The following is an 18,177-nucleotide window of genomic DNA, read 5'->3' on the forward strand; positions in this document are numbered from 1 at the left end:
TAAGGTTCAACGGAGCTTAGAAACTTTGTCCTGAACATTTAGCGGTTGTTACATCAAAATTCCCGCATTTTACTGGCGCTGTCCAATCTGAAATCAAGTTTTTTGAACTTGGTAAAAAGTCTGACCATGCATCACCAATAACAGTACCCGGTGTTTCTGAAACCACTTCAAACTGACCGTCTTCTTGAATTTCGCCAATAAGTACCGGCTTAGATAAATGATGGTTCGCATTCATTACCGCAATACCACCTGTTAAATTAGGTACAGCAATACCAATAAGACCTTGTTCAACAGCATCAACATCTGTAGTACCAACTTTCTCTACTGCTTTTGCCCACATTTTAAAACCGATGTAAGTCGCTTCCATCGGGTCATTAGTGACACGTTTGTCATCACCAATATATTTTTTCCAGTTAGCAATAAATTCTTCATTTTCATCAGTTTCAACACTTTGGAAGTAATTCCAAGCAGCTAAGTGACCAACAAGTGGTTTAGCATCAAAACCAGAAAGCTCTTCTTCACCAACAGAGAAAGCAACAACAGGAATATCTTCCGCAGAAATACCTTGGTTACCTAGCTCTTTATAGAAAGGAATATTTGCATCACCATTAATCGTTGAAACAACCGCTGTTTTTTTACCTTCAGAGCCAAACTTTTTAATATCTGACACAATACCTTGCCAATCAGAATGACCAAATGGTGTATAGCTGATCATAATATCTTCGTCTTTAACCCCTTTAGACTTTAAATATGCTGCTAAAATTTTATTTGTTGTACGTGGGTAAACATAATCAGTACCTGCTAACACCCAACGTGTCGCACCAATTTCATCCATTAAATACTCAACTGCAGGAATCGCTTGTTGATTCGGCGCAGCACCGGTATAGAAAACATTTTTAGATGATTCTTCACCTTCATATTGCACTGGGTAAAATAACAAACCGTTTAACTCTTCAAGTACTGGTAATGCCGACTTACGAGAAACTGACGTCCAACAACCAAAAATAACATCAACTTTGTCTTTCGCTAATAATTCACGTGATTTCTCCGCAAACAATGGCCAGTTAGAAGCAGGATCAACCACAACAGCTTCTAGTTTTTTACCTAATAAACCGCCGGCTTTGTTTTGCTCTTCAATCATCATTAAAACGGTATCTTTTAATGTTGTTTCAGAAATAGCCATAGTGCCTGAAAGTGAATGTAATACACCCACTTTGATGGTATCTGCAGCCATAGTCACTTGCGCAACTAAACTACTCGCTATAATTGAACTGGCTAAAATCAGCTTTTTAAATTTCATCTTGTTATCCTTTATTTTTGTTTTTCATTTCGAATAAGGCGTACTAAAAATATCGGTACGCATTAACGTGGAAAGTTTTCTAAAGAGCGATTACTTCGCTCTTTGTCTTAAGCATTTACTAAAAAGTAATCAGTGCTTCAACAGCGAATGAGTTCACATCAACATCGTTCACTTCATCCATACGGTATTCAAACACCATTAATAAGTTGTCATTTACTACGTAGCTTGGTGAAATAGTGATACCTGTTGCGTCTTCAAACATTGCGCCACTCTCGTCTTCAATTTCCCAGTCGTTGTAACGCAGTGTTAAGCCAACTTTCTCAGTTATGGCATAGTTAGCCATCACTAAATAACCACTTGCGTCACTGCCTTCAAATGCACTGTCTTCAGCAGTGTTATATTCCACAGCCAAAGTTAATGCGTCTTTTGAATAGCTGGCCCAGGTGTTAATTAATTCAACATCGCCATCTTTTGAATAAAAACCTTTAATGGTAATTTCATCTGTTGGCATTAACGCCAACATAGTTTCAATACCTGGATGTTCTGAATCTGTTGATTGTGGACCAGCTAAATCATTTACAACCGACACAGCTACAGCAAATTTATCGCCACTATAAAGCCCAGAAACACCTTGTTGATAATAACCATAAAAGTATTTGGCATAGCCAGTACCAGAATATTGAAATAATCCAGTAGGCTCTTCTGTTTCCCAACCTGAGTAACTTAAAAAACGACCGGCTTTAACACTAAAGTTATCGGTTAACGCGTAAGTAATAAATGCCTGCTCAAGATCGACACCTTCATCAGCATTTTGATATTCAATATCAACATTAGCGGTTAACTTGTTGCCAAAATCATAACCAACATTAATTTCTACTTGATCAAGGCCAGCATCATGCGTTGACTCGCCACCATCTGTATCAGTAGCGTAATAAGACATATCAATGAAACCACTGATGCTTAATGGATCTTTTTTCTCTTCTGCTTGCACTGATGTCGCGCCAAATGAAAGTAGTAATATCGCAGCTACGGGTGTTAATTTAGTAAATAATTTCATGCTAAGTTTCCATGTTAAAAAATGAATAAACGTGTTTTGGTTATCTTTTTAGTTGATAACTCTCAACTCATGTATATCTTGAACTGGGTTTAGTATGTCGGTTATCGTCAAGGACTAATATTCGCAAAAGCGCGCAAAGGACTACGCATAACTACGCATATTTTTTTTAGTGCATTTATGTATGATGGCGCTCGCGTATAAAACTGTAGATACGATTTTTTACGTTGATCTGTTAACCTTAAAGCTTATTTTTCACTATTTTCCTTGAGCTGCTTTAATTGGGCATAGCAAAATAAAAACGGTTTTATGTAAACCAACCATATGAGTAAGTTATTTTTATATGCAGTCGAATCAAAAAATATTACCAACGCGAAGAATCTACAATAAGCTTGTTGCTAACGAGATGATGGAAGATTTTGCTTTGCGCTTTACCGCAAGGCGAGCAAGACGATGGTCACTCAGTAGAATTGCTATCACCGCACTTGGTATTGTTTCTTTTCTGGTTTTAGAAGCTATTGGAGGCGCGATCACACTGAACTATGGTTTTACCAACTCTGTATGGGCTATTCTAGCGGTCGTATTGGTTATTTTCTTTACCGGTTTACCGATCAGCTATTATGCCGCTAAATATGGTGTCGATATTGACTTACTCAGTCGAGGTGCGGGGTTTGGTTATATTGGTTCAACCATCGCTTCCTTAATTTATGCGTCCTTTACGTTTATATTTTTTGCTCTCGAAGCCGCCGTAATGGCAATGGCACTAAAAATTTCACTTGGCATTCCCCTCAGTATTGGCTATATCATCAGTGCAGTAGTGGTCATTCCATTAGTCACACATGGCATTGCCTATATCAGTCGCTTTCAAGTATGGACTCAGCCATTATGGGTTGTTCTGCAATGCTTGCCTTTGTATTTTGTCTTCAGCCATGAAGATAGCCAACTGCAAGGCTGGTTTAACTTTAACGGGCTAGCGGGAGAGCAAGGCGGATCTTTTGATATTTTACTTTTTGGTGCCGCCTCAGCAGTATTACTTGCCTTAGTTGCGCAAATTGGTGAACAAGTCGATTTTTTACGTTTTTTGCCTGAAAAACCTAAAAAGAATGCTTGGCGCTGGTGGTGCGCACTTATTGCCGCGGGGCCTGGCTGGATTATATTTGGTGCCTTAAAATTATTACTTGGTTCATTTTTGGCTTATCTTGCTTTACAACAAGGTATTCCCGCTGATGTGGCTAGTGACCCTGCTCACATGTATCAACTAGCCTTTGGTTATGTTTTTGATAATGTAGATTTAGTTATTCTGTTTTCTTGTTCTTTTGTCATCATTTCACAATTAAAAATTAATGTCGCTAATGCTTATGCAGGCTCCTTAGCTTGGTCTAATTTTTTCTCCCGTGTTACACATAACCACCCTGGTCGTGTTGTATGGATGGTTTTTAATGTTGCTATTGCCTTATTACTGATGGAGTTAGGCATTTACCAAACCATTGAAAGTATGCTGTCAGTGTATTCAGTATTAGTCTTGGCTTGGCTCAATTCTGTGGTAGCAGACTTAGTTATTAATAAACCTTTAGGCATAAGCCCCAAACATATCGAATTTAAACGCTCACATTTATACGACATTAATCCTGTTGGCGTTGGTTCAATGTTAATAGCGTCGGTAGTTGGTTTTACTGCACATTTTGGCTGGTATGGTGAAACAGTAAAAGCACTCGCTTCGTTTATTGCTTGTGGCTTACCCTTTATCACAGTGCCATTGATAGGCTGGTTAACTAAAGGTAAGTTCTATTTAATTGATGAGAACAGAGACGAAATAACCAGTATTACCCAATGCCATATTTGTGAAAATAGTTTTGATCAAGAAGACATGACCTTTTGTCCTGCCTACGGCAAAGCCATTTGTTCTTTATGTTGCTCTTTAGATGTACGCTGTGGCGACCAATGCCGCACAGAAGCAACATTATCTAAACAGTCTTATCGTTTATTTAAGCGTTTTTTTAGTGATGCCTTATTAAGTAAACTGTCGACTCCATTAGTACACTTTATTGCCGTCACCATTGCCCTGAGTTGTATTGGCGCAGCTATTATTTTTCTTATTTATGTCCAACTGCCAATGGAAAATAATGAAATTAGAGCTGTTTTTGCCAATACCCTGATTAAAATATTTTTTGTGCTCGTTATTATTATCGGCGTAGTCAGTTGGCTATTTATATTAGCCCGTAGCAGTAATGTTTTAGCGATGCGAGAATTACGCTCGCAAACCAAAGCATTAGCTGACGAATCGAACGCCCATGAAAAAACAGCATTAGCACTGCAAGACGCCAAAGAAATAGCTGAAGCCGCCAACAATGCTAAAAGTCGTTATCTTGCTGGCTTAAGCCATGAATTAAGAACGCCATTAAATGTATTATTAGGTTATGCACAATTATTAAGTCAAGATCAAGAGCTTCCTGCAAGGCAGCGTGAAACATTAGCGATTGTAAAGCGTAATGGGGAGCATTTAGCGGATTTAATTGAAGGATTATTAGAGATATCTAAAATTGAAGCGGGTCGAGTCACTCTGCAACGAGATGAATTTAACTTGAAGGCTATTTTGCAACAATTAGTTGATATGTTTCAAATGCAAGCAAACCAAAAAGGCATCAAATTTCATTACATTACCCAAGAGTCTGTACCTGATTATGTTGCAGCAGATAAACAACGTTTTCGCCAAATTCTGATTAATTTAATTTCTAATGCCATTAAGTATACCGCCCAAGGTTCAATAATATTTGAAGTGAGTTATCGTAGCCAAGTAGCCAGTTTTAGTATCACTGACACCGGCGCAGGTATCTCTCAAGAGAACCAAGAGTTGATATTCAAGCCGTTTGAGCAGGTACGAAATTCTCATTCACAAGCCGTTGGCGGTACAGGATTAGGCTTAACCATTTCCCGCTCACTTGCGGAGTTAATGGGCGGGGAAATAACCTTAGCGAGCACTTTAGGTCAAGGCTCAACCTTCACATTTCGCTTAATGCTATCATCAATTAGTCGAAAACAAAGTGAACCTGAATATGCTAAAACCAAGGCTATTGGCTATGATGGCAGCCGACAACATATTTTAGTAGTTGATGACGATGAAAATCAACGACGTTTAATGCACGATTTACTATCTCCTTTAGGCTTTACCTTTTTTAGTGTTGCAGATGCCAATGAAGGTTTTGATATACTGGAAAAAAATCATATTGATTTAATTTTACTTGATGTGCAAATGCCAGTAATGAATGGCTGGGCAATGTTAAAACAGTTACGCGAAAGCAGGTATTTAATGCCAATTATTATGGTATCAGCTAATGCCAGGGACGCCGAGTTCAACTTACAGGCTGAAGGTTACCACAATGATTACATTGCCAAACCAGTAAACCTTGATACCTTATTAGGAAAAATAGGTACCTTTTTAGAGTTAAATTGGCAATACCAAGATATACAGCCAACTGATAAATCGACTGAAAATGTTAAATATGGCACTAAGCCTTTAGCAAAAGAGTCAGAGTATCAAGCATTAATCGCTATGGCCGAAATTGGATATTTATCAGGCTTTAAAGAAAAGCTGTTAGAATTAAAAAAACACTATTATTTACCTGCCGTGGTCGACATACAATTAAAAGAGTATATTGAGCTGTGTAATTTCCCTGCAATTATTCAATATTTAAATGAGTTAAAACATGAGTAGTAAAATTAGCGATATTGTTCTGGTAGTTGATGATTCACCTGAATCGTTAGGTATGCTAAATGCTGCCTTAAATACCCAGGGCTATACCGCGTTAGTGGCATTAAACGGTGTTCAGGCATTAGCTATTATTGATAAAGTAGAGCCCGACGTTATTCTATTAGATGCGGTAATGCCCGAAATGGATGGTTTCGAAACCTGTAAAAGGCTAAAAAAATTACTGCCTCATACACCTATTATTTTTATGACTGGCCTTACAGATATTGAAGATGTTGTTAAAGGGTTTGAAGCTGGCGGTATTGATTATGTGACTAAGCCGATATCTCCCGACGAAGTAATTGCCCGCATAAAAACACATGTACAAACAGCAAAACAAGCATTAAGCGCGCAAAACGCTTTAGATCATGCAGGTAAAAATGTTTTTTGTGTGAGTAAACAAGGTAGATTATCTTGGGCTACTCCCTATGTTCATGAGTTTATTGATCAAATATCAACTATTGATAACAGCCCGTGGGCAACATTAGCCCCTATAATTGAAGCATGGTTATCTAGTGATCATCAAAAAAACTTAGTTATCAAAGATTTTAGTGAAGCGGTAACTATTTTTTATGAACGTCAACAGGAAGATATGCACTTATTAAGTATAGTTAAAACCAAACAAGATAAGTCCCCCGTCGATTTACAACAAGCACTCCCTGTTACTAAACGTGAATCTGAAGTTTTATATTGGGTTTCTTACGGTAAAACTAGCTGGGAAATATCTCAAATTTTAACAATGAGCCCTAGGACAGTAAACAAACACCTAGAGCAAATTTATAAGAAATTAGGCGTTGAAAACCGCACATCTGCAGCAGCAATATCTATTCGTATTCTAGAAGCAGAATAAATACTCCAACGACTAACATCTTCACTAAATCGATAGTTAAATCGATAGTTAAATCGATAGCTAAATCGACAGTTAATGAACTCCGTTATCACTTAACGTTTCATGGTGATGTGTTTTTTTATTTGTACTTTGTGCGTCTTTGGCTAGATCCTCAACATGAATAATTGGTTGATTTCTAACACACATAAGAACTTCATTAAATAACTGACATGTACCTTTAAACAAGTCACCATCACCATTAGTATAAGAACATTGTTCTGTTTTGTGCATATTTTCACAGGCCTGCCAAGGTGCCGTATGAGTATGAGAGTCATGAGCATTTGCAAGCTTGCTGCTACATAACGTAATAATAAACAGGCTTAGACATAAGTTAATCAATTTGATCACAGTGCTGTCTCCCCGTTGAAACAACCAATAAATAAGTTTTCTCCAGGACCGGCAGCGTGATAATGATAACCACGAACATCATCGCTATGTCCGCGACAAGAGTCTAAATCACTCTCTTCTTCATTATTTTCATCTAACATTGTATGGATTGCGTAACCATCAAGTGCATAACCAAAAGCACCACCATGACCGTCAGCTTCAAAGGCAACCGCAGGGCAAGAGCCTTCACCATGATTAGCACCATGGTAATGGTAACCCGCAAATGGATTTACATGACCAACGCAATCGTCAAATGCAGCAATAGTATAAGCCCCCAAAATAGCTTCCGTCGGCGCAGCAGCATCCAAGGTTACGCCATTAAATGCCACACCAATGCTATCTCGACCAACTGACGCAGGACTATCTCGTGGCACAGGTGTTGTTGGAATTAAAAAGGTCGACGAAATACCTTCACCATCATCACCGCTGTAATAACTAATTTCACATTGCACACAAAAGTTATTATATTCTTCAGCGACATCTGGTCTTGCTGCCGCTTCGCATGCAATTTGTGTATCGGTAATGTTAACTTCACCGGTGGCTTCATTGTATAACTGCCAAGTACTATCACCGTAAAAGGTATCTAAATTAGTAATAAACTCGCCAGTAAGATCATATAACACACCATCATCAAACCATTTGCCAGCATCGGCTGCTTCAGTGGAAGTCGTTTTTGGACAAAATGGCCCTAGCACCGTTCTATCTGAAGGAAAGCCACTCACCGTAATAGAGTAACAAGTCGATTCCTCACCGTTTGATAACGTACAAGCGACTTCGGTTACCGATTCAGTTAACGAGGCTTCAAATCTGGTAGTATCAACTAAATAATTGCCTGACTCATTATCATCTTCAACAACAACTTGCGTTAATTCTTCAGTTTCATTTTGTGAATCACTACTACCGCAGCTAAAAAGCAATAAACTACTAACGACAGGAACACACAAGGTAACTGCTTTTTTTGCAAAAGATTGGGGGATATAAATTTTACGCATAAGGACGCTCTCATTATTTGTTTAAATAATGATATCTAATGATTGTGCAAAGAATATGCAAAACAAGAAAAATAATAAAATTAACTATTTTTTTATTAACGAACTATGCTTTGTATAGCACCACAATTGGCCTGTAGTAATATTTATGCCCGTAACATTATGCTTTTATCTTACTTATAAATCATTGACAGCACTGCAATCAAAATCCCCCTATCTGCTCACTACCTATACATTTGTTTATTGTTATAAGACTAATGTTTATTTTTACTTTATAGTATTAGCGAACAATAGTGGCAGCATTTAGAAAGTAATTACTCCTGAATTTTTAAGGTACTGCTCGCGTTAAGCTGCTACGCGATAAAGTTACTATGCTAACTGTCATAATCAGCCAGCTATCCTAATTCGTCAGCTGCCATTTTTAAAAGTCATCATGTCACAATAGGAATATTATGTTTAAAAAGAAAATATTACTAACCATAACGGCCTTACTGCTAAGTAACGCCACTTATGCAAAACAATTAACAGTTGAAGAATTACGTATTGAAAATGCAACAATTAAAATGCCCGAGGTAATGAAGACTTTTACCACTAATATTGATGATTTTAAACACGCATGGCAAGCAGCTGATAATTATCAAGATGCCAAGAATATCATAGTATTACATGCTCAACAGCTCTGGTTAGACGCGAAAAGTAAAGTACAATCAGCAACGACACTCGACGATCGTCCTTTATATTGGGCTCGACTTTTTGCCAGTAAAGTGATTCGCTCAACTTCGCCATCATTTGAGCTTTCTAAGCAGCAAACACAGGCCTTATTAACTTTGTTTGAACAAGGCTCTAGAGGCCAAATGGATCTTGAGTATACGCAAGACACCCATAAAAAAATATTATTAACCGGGTTCGACCCATTCTTACTTGATAAAAATATTAACCAAAGTAACCCTTCAGGTATTGCTGCTTTAAAACTTGATGGCCAAGTAATAACCTATCAAGGTATTACAGCTGAAATTAACACCGTTATGATCCCTGTTCGCTATAAAGATTTTGATGAAGGGCTCATCGAATCATTGCTTGCGCCCTATTACGCACTAAATAATGTAGATATGATTGTAACCGTGAGTATGGGGCGTAAAGAATTTGATTTAGAGCGTTTTCCTGGCAAACGCCGAAGTGTAACAGCACCCGATAATTTAAATATTCTTTCCGGCGGTACTAAAGAAGCCCCCATCATTTCCAAACTTCATAATAAACCATTACCTGGTGAAGAATTTGTGCTTTTTAGCCTTCCTATAAAGCAAATGCAGCTTGCTAAAGGCCCTTATAAAGTCATTGATAATCATAAAGTCACCAGTATCGATGAGTCACTCAAGCCAAAAGATATTGAGCCTCATACCCTGTCACAACTTAATGGTCATATCGCGGTTAACGGCTCAGGTGGTGGTTATTTGTCAAATGAAATTTCATATCGTAGTATAAGATTAAGAGATCAACTCAACTCCAATATCCCAACAGGTCATATACATACGCCTAGAATTCAACAATTTGAACCAGAGATTGAAGCGAAAATAGTGCAGCAAATTCGCACCATGCTCGAGCTATCATTAGAAGCGATTTAACCTTTCTGCATAAAGTTATGATGTAAAAGGCGAATAAATTCGCCCCTACGGTGAGGATTTTCAAATTGTTCATTTGTTATTTGCTGTAGAGACTTTTGTAAGGGCGTTTGTAGGGGCGACTTCAGTCGCCTATTTACAATAAACGCCAATAACACCGTATTATGTTATACCTCATTAATGGGCGAATAAATTCGCCCCTACAATGATGATATTCAAATTGTTCATATGTTATTTGCTGTAGAGACGTTTGTAAGGGCGTTTGTAGGGGCGACTTCAGTCGCCTGAACACAATACACACCAATAACATCTGCATTCTGTTATATCCCATTATTTGGCGAATAAATTCGCCCCTACGGTGATAATAATCAATCCTTTTGTAGGGGCGACTTCAGTCGCCTGAACACAATACACACCAATAACACTGTATTATGTTATACCTCATTAATAGGCGAATAAATTCGCCCCTACAATGATGATATTCAAATTGTTCATTTGTTATTTGCTGTAGAGGCGTTTGTAGGGGCGACTTCAGTCGCCTGAACACAATACACGCCGGTAACGCTGTATTATGTTATACCTCATTAATAGGCGAATAAATTCGCCCCTACAATGATAATATTCAACTTGTTCATATGTTATTTGCTGTAAGGGCTTTTGTAAGGGCGTTTGTAGGGGCGACTTCAGTCGCCTGAACACAATACACACCGATAACGCTGTATTATGTTATACCTCATTAATAGGCGAATAAATTCGCCCCTACAATGATGATTTTCAGGGCGTTTGTAGGGCACTTTCTTTATCGGGCGAATAAATTCGCCCCTACGGTGATGAAAATCAATTTATTCTTGGTGCGATATTTGAAGAAGAAAAAACCGACATAAAAGTCGGTTTTTTTATAAGCTTATTATGGGTTTTATATAAAAATATAGCGCCTCATACCATAAACCTAAAACGGCATTTTCATCCCTGGTGGTAATTGCATACCGCCAGTTAATGCGCCCATTTTTTCTTTATTTTGTTCTTCTACACGACGCACAGCATCATTTACTGCAGCAGCAAGTAGATCTTCAATAAGATCTTTGTCATCTTCCATTAAGCTATCATCAAGCTCAACTTTACGTACACTATGGCTACCAGTCATAGTCACTTTAACCATACCTGCACCAGACTCACCTACCACTTCCATTCTTGCAAGTTCTTCTTGAGCCTTTTGCATTTTTTCTTGCATTTGTTGGGCTTGCTTCATCAAATTGCCCATACCGCCTTTCATCATTACTATCTCCGATAAGTTATTTTAAAAATGGTTAAAAATATTTGTTACTCGTATTATACCAATATGGTGGCAAAGCAACATTTTAAAAGGTGTTATTAACAAAAAAATCAAATTGGCGTAATACTACCTTCATCCAAGGTCGCTTGAAAGTGTTGCACTAAGCCTTGTACCACTTCATCTTTTTTTAGTAAATCTTTTGCATAATCATAACGTTTATCATTTATATGTGATTGAATTTGATAAGGATCTGCGACTGTTTGCTCTACAATATTAATAGTCACTTGTATATCACGTGATAAAAACTGACTGATACTTTGCTGTAGTTGCTGCTGTGCAATATCAGTGTATAAATGTTTTGTCGCTTGATTTAAACATAAAATTAAATTGTTATCTGTCGAATTCTCATCAATAGTCGCATGAATTGCTAACTGCCTTAATCGGGCTGTAAGCTCCATGGAGTCAATCATATGCGCCCATTGATCAACTTGATTCGCTTTGCGAATAGTTGAAGGATCAATACTTTCCGCTTGGTAAGGTTGTGCTGGTTTCGGGAGCGCTACTTTTTCAATATCCGTTTTAATGGCTGTATTAGTTGAATCAGCACTGTCTAAGTCTGTATTATTGTCGGTATCAACTTGACGCGCTATGGCGCCATCAGACTTTTTTCCTTGCTTATCCAATTGCTTTTTGCGGCTTCGTAGCATATTACGAGTCGCTAACACTGAACTTACCGGACTATCAAATACTGGTGTATCAGCTGTTTTTTTTGGCGCAGTTGCTGTGTTCACAGGATCTACGTGCATAGGTTGTTCATTGAGAGTTTGTGCTTGAACCACGGGTTCCTGATATTGGTTTTCTTGTTCATGTACTTGCACAGGAATATGACTCTCTGGTGTTGGCACTATTCCTTCTTCAATACTTTGTGGAACAAAATTTTGCGTGGCTAAACCTTGTGACATATCATCTTGCGGAACATAGCTATTATTTTCAACAACATTAGCTACCGCAACAGGTGGTACTTCAGCTTGCATTGGTTCAGTAATCACTTCATTTGCTTGCTGCGAGAATGGTACTGTCCCAGCTTGCTGAATATCAACGGCCTGCTGCTCTATTTCATGCATTTGTTGCGCTAAAGCTTGTTCATCATTTGATGGTGTTTCCGTAAGCACGTCGTCTAAATATTTAATATCAGATAAAGGAGCAGTTTGGTTAAGCGAACTCGCTTCTATTGGCTGTAACGACGACTTTTGCATAGGTTTAAACGCAAATAAACGCAATAATGTCATATCAAACGCTGCTTGTTCATCTGATGCATAAGGCAAATCTTTACGGCCATTCACACAAATTTGATAAAAAAGTTGCACATCTTCGGCTGACATTGCCTGGCTAAACTTTTTCAGTAATTGTGCGTGCTCAGCAGGTAAATCAAAATGTTGGTCAACAATTTGTAATATCGCTATTTGATGAAAAAGCTGTATAAGCTCAGCATATAAACGGCTATAGCTAGGCGCATAACTTGCTATTTCTTGGGATAATGCCATTAAACTTACCCCGTCTTGTTTTAATAACGCGATAACAATTTTATACACCCAGTTTTGATCTAAACCACCTAACATTTCTTGAATATTAGGCAAGGTTATATTGCCCTGCCCTTGTGCTATTGCTTGATCAGTTAAACTTAAAGAATCGCGCATGCTGCCACGAGCTGCTTTAGCCAATAAGGTTAAGGTACCACTAGCATGAGTAACATTTTCATAACCTAAGATTTCGGTAAGTTTACCTTCAATTTGTTTAACGGTAAGTGCTTTTAAATGAAACTGTAAACAACGCGATAGCACTGTAACCGGTAATTTTTGCGGATCGGTAGTCGCAAGAATAAACTTGACATGCTCAGGTGGCTCTTCCAACGTTTTTAATAGCGCATTAAAGCTATTACGCGACAGCATATGCACTTCATCAATAAGGTAAACTTTATAACGGCCACGTGTTGGTGCATATTGTACGTTATCTAGAATTTCTCTAGTGTCATCTACTTTGGTTTTCGAGGCAGCATCAATTTCAAGTAAATCAACAAATCTACCTTGATCTATTTCCAAACAGGTATCACATTTTCCACATGGCGTTGCTGTAATACCCGTTTCACAGTTCAAGCTTTTAGCAAAAATTCTGGCAATTGTGGTTTTACCTACACCTCGTGTTCCCGTAAATAAATACGCATGATGTAAACGTTGTTGCAGTAAAGCATTAACAAGTACAGTCACTACATGTTCTTGCCCTACAAGCTCCTCAAAACACTTAGGACGCCATTTTCTTGCTAAAACTTGATAACTCATATAATTTTATTCACCAGCATATTGCACAAGAGATGACGTAGTAAGGCCGATTGCTGCCAATCGTTTTTCACCTCCTAAGTCAGGTAAAGAAATAACAAAACCTGCATCTTTCACTTCAGCACCAATGCGACGTATTAATTTCGTGGTCGCCTCTATAGTGCCACCGGTGGCAAGTAAGTCATCAATAATTAATACTTTATCGTCGACACTTAACGCATCACGATGAATTTCTAAGACATCTTCACCATATTCAAGTTGATAAGCTTGAGCAAAGGTTTGTCTTGGAAGCTTGCCAGGTTTACGAACAGGAATAAAACCTACACCTAGTGCTAGCGCTAAAGGCGCACCAAATAAGAACCCTCTAGCCTCAGTGCCAACAACCTTGGTAAATCCTTGGTCTTTATATTTTTCAGTGAGTAGATCTATGGTTAATGCAAAGGCTTCTGCATTTTCTAGTAAACTAGTAACGTCGCGGAATAAAACACCTTCCACAGGGTAATCAGGGATTGCTTTGATAGCAGATTTTAATTGTGCTAATTGTTGTTCAGTCATTACTGTTCTTATACCAAGTAAAAATTTAATAATGACAAAGAATAAAACAATTCAGGCAATATTTATAGTGATGATATTGTTTACACCATTATTTATCACACTATTAAAACGCTATCGCAGCTTCAATCGAGCATTATTACAATGCTATTTGGGTGCGAACGTTCCCCAGTAAACACTTTACCGTTGAGATAAATTTAGTTTCATTTAAAGGTTTAGTAATAACATCATTAAATAAAGTAAACTCAGGTAGGCTTTCCACACTTTGCTTATTTTGTGTGGTCATAAACAAAACAGGTGTTGATGCACAAAAAGGTGTTTGCTTAAGATTTTTAGTTAAGTTAGCCCCATTCATTAATGGCATAAGGTGATCAATAATATAAAGATGAAATGATTCTTTTTGCGCTTTTTCAAAGCCATCTAGACCGTTAACTGCGGTAGTAATAGTGTACCCAACTGATGTTAATAGTTTACTAATATTTTCTCGTACACTTTTGTTGTCATCGACTACTAAAATATTCATAAAAAACTTCACGCCTATATATCAATTAGTCATTATTTCGGACTACGCTACAAAGATATAGCTTCCTTTCACAAAGCGTATTTTACCTTAAATAAAGATAATAACAAAGCCTAGTATTATGACAGTTTTATTCTAGTGTAACTATTCGGTTACAAGATGTTGTTTTATTTATTTTGGGTTATATTAAACGTTATGTTGGTTTAATTAGAGCCATGTTTACTCGGCTCTATAGCCCTCTTACTGGTTTACAAAGAGCAAGCTACTTATCGTGTTTATTTATTTTTATCTAGAAAAAGTGTGATTAACTTAAGACTTGATGATGACATACTATTATCTATGCCCTCCTCTACGTTCTCAACTTCAACTCCACCTCCCATGTAAGTGAGTACCCGCTTACTTAATTGTTTTCCTAATTCAACACCCCATTGGTCATAAGAATTCACTTGCCATAACATCCCTTGTACAAAAATTTTATGCTCATACAAAGCGAGTATCGCACCAAAACATTTTGGGGTTAATGACTTCATTAACAAAGTACTACTCGGTGTATTTCCTTTCATGGTTTTATGTGGTGCTAAAGCAGTAATTTCTGCTTCATTCATACCATTATTAGCTAACTCAGCTTTTACTTGCTCGATATTTTTACCTTGCATTAATGCTTCGCTTTGTGCAAAACAGTTAGCAACGAGCACTTTATGATGTTCCTCTAACAAACTTGTGCCTTGTAAAGCAACAATAAAGTCTGTCGGGATAATTTCATCACTTTGATGCATCAATTGCATAAACGCATGTTGCCCATTAGTCCCTTCCTGTCCAAAAACTATAGGTGCCGTTTTCCAAGTCAGCTTTTCTCCTTGGTTAGAAACTGATTTACCGTTACTTTCCATATCAGTCTGTTGCAAATATCCAGGTAAGGCTCTTAACGCATGATCATAGGGTAAAACCGCTAAACTTGGATAATCCAAGCCATTACGATTCCATAAACCCAGTAATGCCATTAGTACCGGCATATTTTCACAGAAGTCACTTTCTTGAAAATGCTTATCCATTTGATAAGCTCCTTCTTTAAAGGCATTAAAGTGCTCAATACCAATAGCTAACGCTAAAGGTAAGCCAACCGCAGACCAAACAGAGAATCGTCCACCAACCCAATCCCACATAGGCAGTACATGGCTAGACTCTAAACCAAACGCTTGGGCTTTTTCAACATTACTACTTATTGCAAACCATTGTTTTGCAATTGCACTATCATCACCTAGTTGCGTTAGCATCCAGGTTTTAATCGCTTTCGCATTTAACAAGGTTTCTTGTGTGGTAAAGGTTTTAGAAATAATAACAACGAGCGTTGTCGCAGCATTGAGAGAGCTAAGTTTTTCAGTAACAGCACTGCCATCAACATTAGCGATAACATGAACCTTTAAACCAGTACAGTGATAAGGCTGCAAAGCACTTAAACCAACTTTAATACCATAATAAGAGCCACCAATACCAATAGCTAATACATCAGTGAACTTTTCTCCACTAGCACTTAAGCGTTGTCCGTTTTCTACTTCATCAACAATCTCAGCCATACGCTGCTCAGTCGCTTCTACCTGCTTAGCTGCTTCACCTAAAACTTGCTTCTTTTCCTGTTCAGGTGCGCGCAATGCGGTATGTAAAACAGCTCGTTGCTCAGTATTATTTATTTTTTCGCCACTGAACATTAATTGCATTTTCTGTCTTAACCCTTGGGCTTCAGCCCAGGAAATCAACTGCTCTAACTCTGCTTTAGTAATGTTTTGTTTAGCATAATCGAGATAAAGATCAGCCGCACTCACTGAAAATTCATCAGCTCGGTTTGGCAAACTAGCTGATGAATCAAGTGCAGCGTCGATAGGTAAGTCGAATAATGAAAAAATCGAACGTTTTTTCGCTCGCTCTGCATTTTGTTGAATAGTTTTATTGAAAAGTTCCATATGACGTCACCGTGCTCCCTGAATTAGCTAACGTTAAAATTAAAGCTAGAGTTGATGTCGAAATATCTAACCAATAACGACATCAATAACTATTTCGCATTTAATAATTTCAGCGCGAACTATAACGACAAGCTTTTCAAGTAATCAGTAAACTCAACACCTAACTCGTTATGTCGTAATGCATATTCAACATTCGCTTTCATATAACCTAGTTTAGAACCACAATCATGTGATTTACCAGTCATATGGAAAGCTTCAACCGTTTCTTTTTCCATTAACATCGCAATGGCATCAGTTAATTGAATCTCATCCCCGGCACCAGGAGGAGTAATTCTTAATAATTCCCATATTTTTTCAGATAACACATAACGGCCAACAACCGCCAAATTAGAGGGCGCATCTTCAACTGCAGGTTTTTCAACAACCGCGGTCATAGGTTGTGATTCACCAGGTGCTAAATCAACGCCACCGCAATCAACCACACCATAACTACTAACTTGCTCCATAGGTACAGGTTCAACCATAATTTGACTATAACCGCCAACGTCTTTATAACGGTTAAGCATTGCAGCTAAATTCTCTGTTTTTAAATTAGCAGAAGCATCATCTAAAATAACATCAGGTAACACAACCACAAATGGCTCTTCGCCAATAATAGGACGTGCTTTTAATACCGCGTGCCCAAGCCCTTTTGCTTCCCCTTGGCGAACATGCAAGATAGTGACATCTTTAGGGCAGATCGCTTGAATCTCTTTAAGTAATTGACGTTTAACACGCTTTTCTAATGTTGTTTCAAGCTCAAATGATTTATCAAAATGATTTTCAATGGCATTTTTAGATGAGTGAGTAACCAATACTATTTCTTTAATTCCTGCTGCAACACATTCATCAACAATATATTGAATTAATGGTTTATCAACGATAGGCAACATTTCTTTTGGAATAGCTTTTGTCGCAGGTAACATACGTGTACCTAACCCTGCGACAGGAATTACGGCTTTGGTTATTTTCTTGTTCATTCTAATCCTTCATTTTTATTTAATACAAAAAAAATTATATCCTATGCTACACCTGCCTTATGTAAATAGTAAATACGTAACTTACCTTATTTACAATTATGCTGGTTATTAGTTAAGATTTGAGTAATTAAGTCAAAACTTAGTATCAAGAGAGTATTAAAGTAAGCGTTAATGTAACAATTTATCATGCAAAAAAGCCGAAAAACAGAGCATAGTCCCTAATCACTGACTCTTACCGTATCCTTTTAACCGACGAATTAAATTGTAAAATAAAGTTACATCCCTTGTTGCTATCATCTAGGTCAAGTATCATTACCGTTCGACATTTATCTAATTTGTTTGTAATCACTTTTTACATTCATGGCTTACTCAATGGTTTTATCCGATAACTTCATATTTATTAACAATTTAATCGCCAAATTACCTCAGAAAAAAATAGCACAAGCTATCTGCCTCTGTTTGTTAATTTATATCGCTTTTATCTTGGCCAAGATCACGTGGCTGGTCATGCCAACGGCGGGACAAAACATTGGTAATAA

At 37.7% G+C, this 18,177-nt stretch carries 13 protein-coding genes; 3 read left to right on the top strand and 10 right to left on the bottom strand.

The features are described from left to right. Window positions 1-16 precede the first annotated feature (16 nt). Both urtA and Q4496_RS14355 read right to left on the bottom strand, forming a co-directional pair. Window positions 17-1,300: an urea ABC transporter substrate-binding protein gene (gene urtA, locus Q4496_RS14350; RefSeq protein WP_215972538.1), complete on the bottom strand. Its 1,284-nt coding sequence runs from the start codon at window positions 1,298-1,300 to the stop codon at window positions 17-19. A gap of 118 nt (window positions 1,301-1,418) precedes the next feature. Then, window positions 1,419-2,357 (bottom strand): porin, encoded by a 939-nt coding sequence (locus tag Q4496_RS14355; RefSeq protein WP_303610704.1) that lies wholly within the window; start codon window positions 2,355-2,357, stop codon window positions 1,419-1,421. A gap of 340 nt (window positions 2,358-2,697) precedes the next feature. Between Q4496_RS14355 and Q4496_RS14360 the strand changes: the two genes are divergently transcribed. Then, complete coding sequence (locus tag Q4496_RS14360) at window positions 2,698-6,066, top strand: ATP-binding protein (protein ID WP_303610705.1); 3,369 nt, start codon at window positions 2,698-2,700, stop codon at window positions 6,064-6,066. Next, window positions 6,059-6,949 (top strand): DNA-binding response regulator, encoded by an 891-nt coding sequence (locus Q4496_RS14365; protein WP_303610706.1) that lies wholly within the window; start codon window positions 6,059-6,061, stop codon window positions 6,947-6,949. The genes Q4496_RS14360 and Q4496_RS14365 overlap by 8 nt, the downstream gene beginning before the upstream one ends. Window positions 6,950-7,021: 72 nt before the next feature. Here Q4496_RS14365 and Q4496_RS14370 read toward each other — a convergent pair whose 3' ends face one another. Beyond that, window positions 7,022-7,336: a hypothetical protein gene (locus Q4496_RS14370; protein ID WP_303610707.1), complete on the bottom strand. Its 315-nt coding sequence runs from the start codon at window positions 7,334-7,336 to the stop codon at window positions 7,022-7,024. Further along, window positions 7,333-8,367: a YHYH protein gene (locus Q4496_RS14375; protein ID WP_303610708.1), complete on the bottom strand. Its 1,035-nt coding sequence runs from the start codon at window positions 8,365-8,367 to the stop codon at window positions 7,333-7,335. Before Q4496_RS14375 ends, Q4496_RS14370 begins: the two co-directional genes overlap by 4 nt. 449 nt (window positions 8,368-8,816) lie before the next feature. Between Q4496_RS14375 and Q4496_RS14380 the strand changes: the two genes are divergently transcribed. Next, on the top strand, window positions 8,817-9,986 hold the full coding sequence (locus Q4496_RS14380; protein WP_303610709.1) for a hypothetical protein: 1,170 nt from the start codon (window positions 8,817-8,819) through the stop codon (window positions 9,984-9,986). Window positions 9,987-10,932: 946 nt separating this feature from the next. Here the strand turns inward: Q4496_RS14380 and Q4496_RS14385 are convergent. The 6 genes from Q4496_RS14385 to galU all read right to left on the bottom strand — a co-directional run bounded on the left by Q4496_RS14385 (window position 10,933) and on the right by galU (window position 17,638). Further along, window positions 10,933-11,259 (bottom strand): YbaB/EbfC family nucleoid-associated protein, encoded by a 327-nt coding sequence (locus tag Q4496_RS14385; protein ID WP_215972545.1) that lies wholly within the window; start codon window positions 11,257-11,259, stop codon window positions 10,933-10,935. Window positions 11,260-11,366: 107 nt separating this feature from the next. Beyond that, window positions 11,367-13,592, bottom strand: a complete 2,226-nt coding sequence (gene dnaX / locus Q4496_RS14390) for a DNA polymerase III subunit gamma/tau (RefSeq protein WP_303610710.1) — start codon at window positions 13,590-13,592, stop codon at window positions 11,367-11,369. A 6-nt stretch (window positions 13,593-13,598) separates the two neighbouring features. After that, window positions 13,599-14,144, bottom strand: coding sequence for an adenine phosphoribosyltransferase (gene apt, locus Q4496_RS14395; protein WP_215972547.1), 546 nt, complete (start codon window positions 14,142-14,144; stop codon window positions 13,599-13,601). A gap of 136 nt (window positions 14,145-14,280) precedes the next feature. Continuing rightward, the gene (locus tag Q4496_RS14400) at window positions 14,281-14,664 is read right to left on the bottom strand and encodes a response regulator (protein ID WP_215972548.1); all 384 of its coding nucleotides are present in this window, start codon (window positions 14,662-14,664) and stop codon (window positions 14,281-14,283) included. Between the two features lie 272 nt (window positions 14,665-14,936). Beyond that, the gene (gene pgi / locus Q4496_RS14405) at window positions 14,937-16,619 is read right to left on the bottom strand and encodes a glucose-6-phosphate isomerase (protein WP_303610711.1); all 1,683 of its coding nucleotides are present in this window, start codon (window positions 16,617-16,619) and stop codon (window positions 14,937-14,939) included. A 119-nt stretch (window positions 16,620-16,738) separates the two neighbouring features. After that, window positions 16,739-17,638, bottom strand: coding sequence for a UTP--glucose-1-phosphate uridylyltransferase GalU (galU, locus tag Q4496_RS14410; protein WP_215972550.1), 900 nt, complete (start codon window positions 17,636-17,638; stop codon window positions 16,739-16,741). Between the last annotated feature and the right edge of the window lie 539 nt (window positions 17,639-18,177).

The organism is Colwellia sp. 5_MG-2023 (assembly GCF_030547795.1).
In the GTDB taxonomy this organism is placed as follows: Bacteria; Pseudomonadota; Gammaproteobacteria; order Enterobacterales; family Alteromonadaceae; genus Colwellia.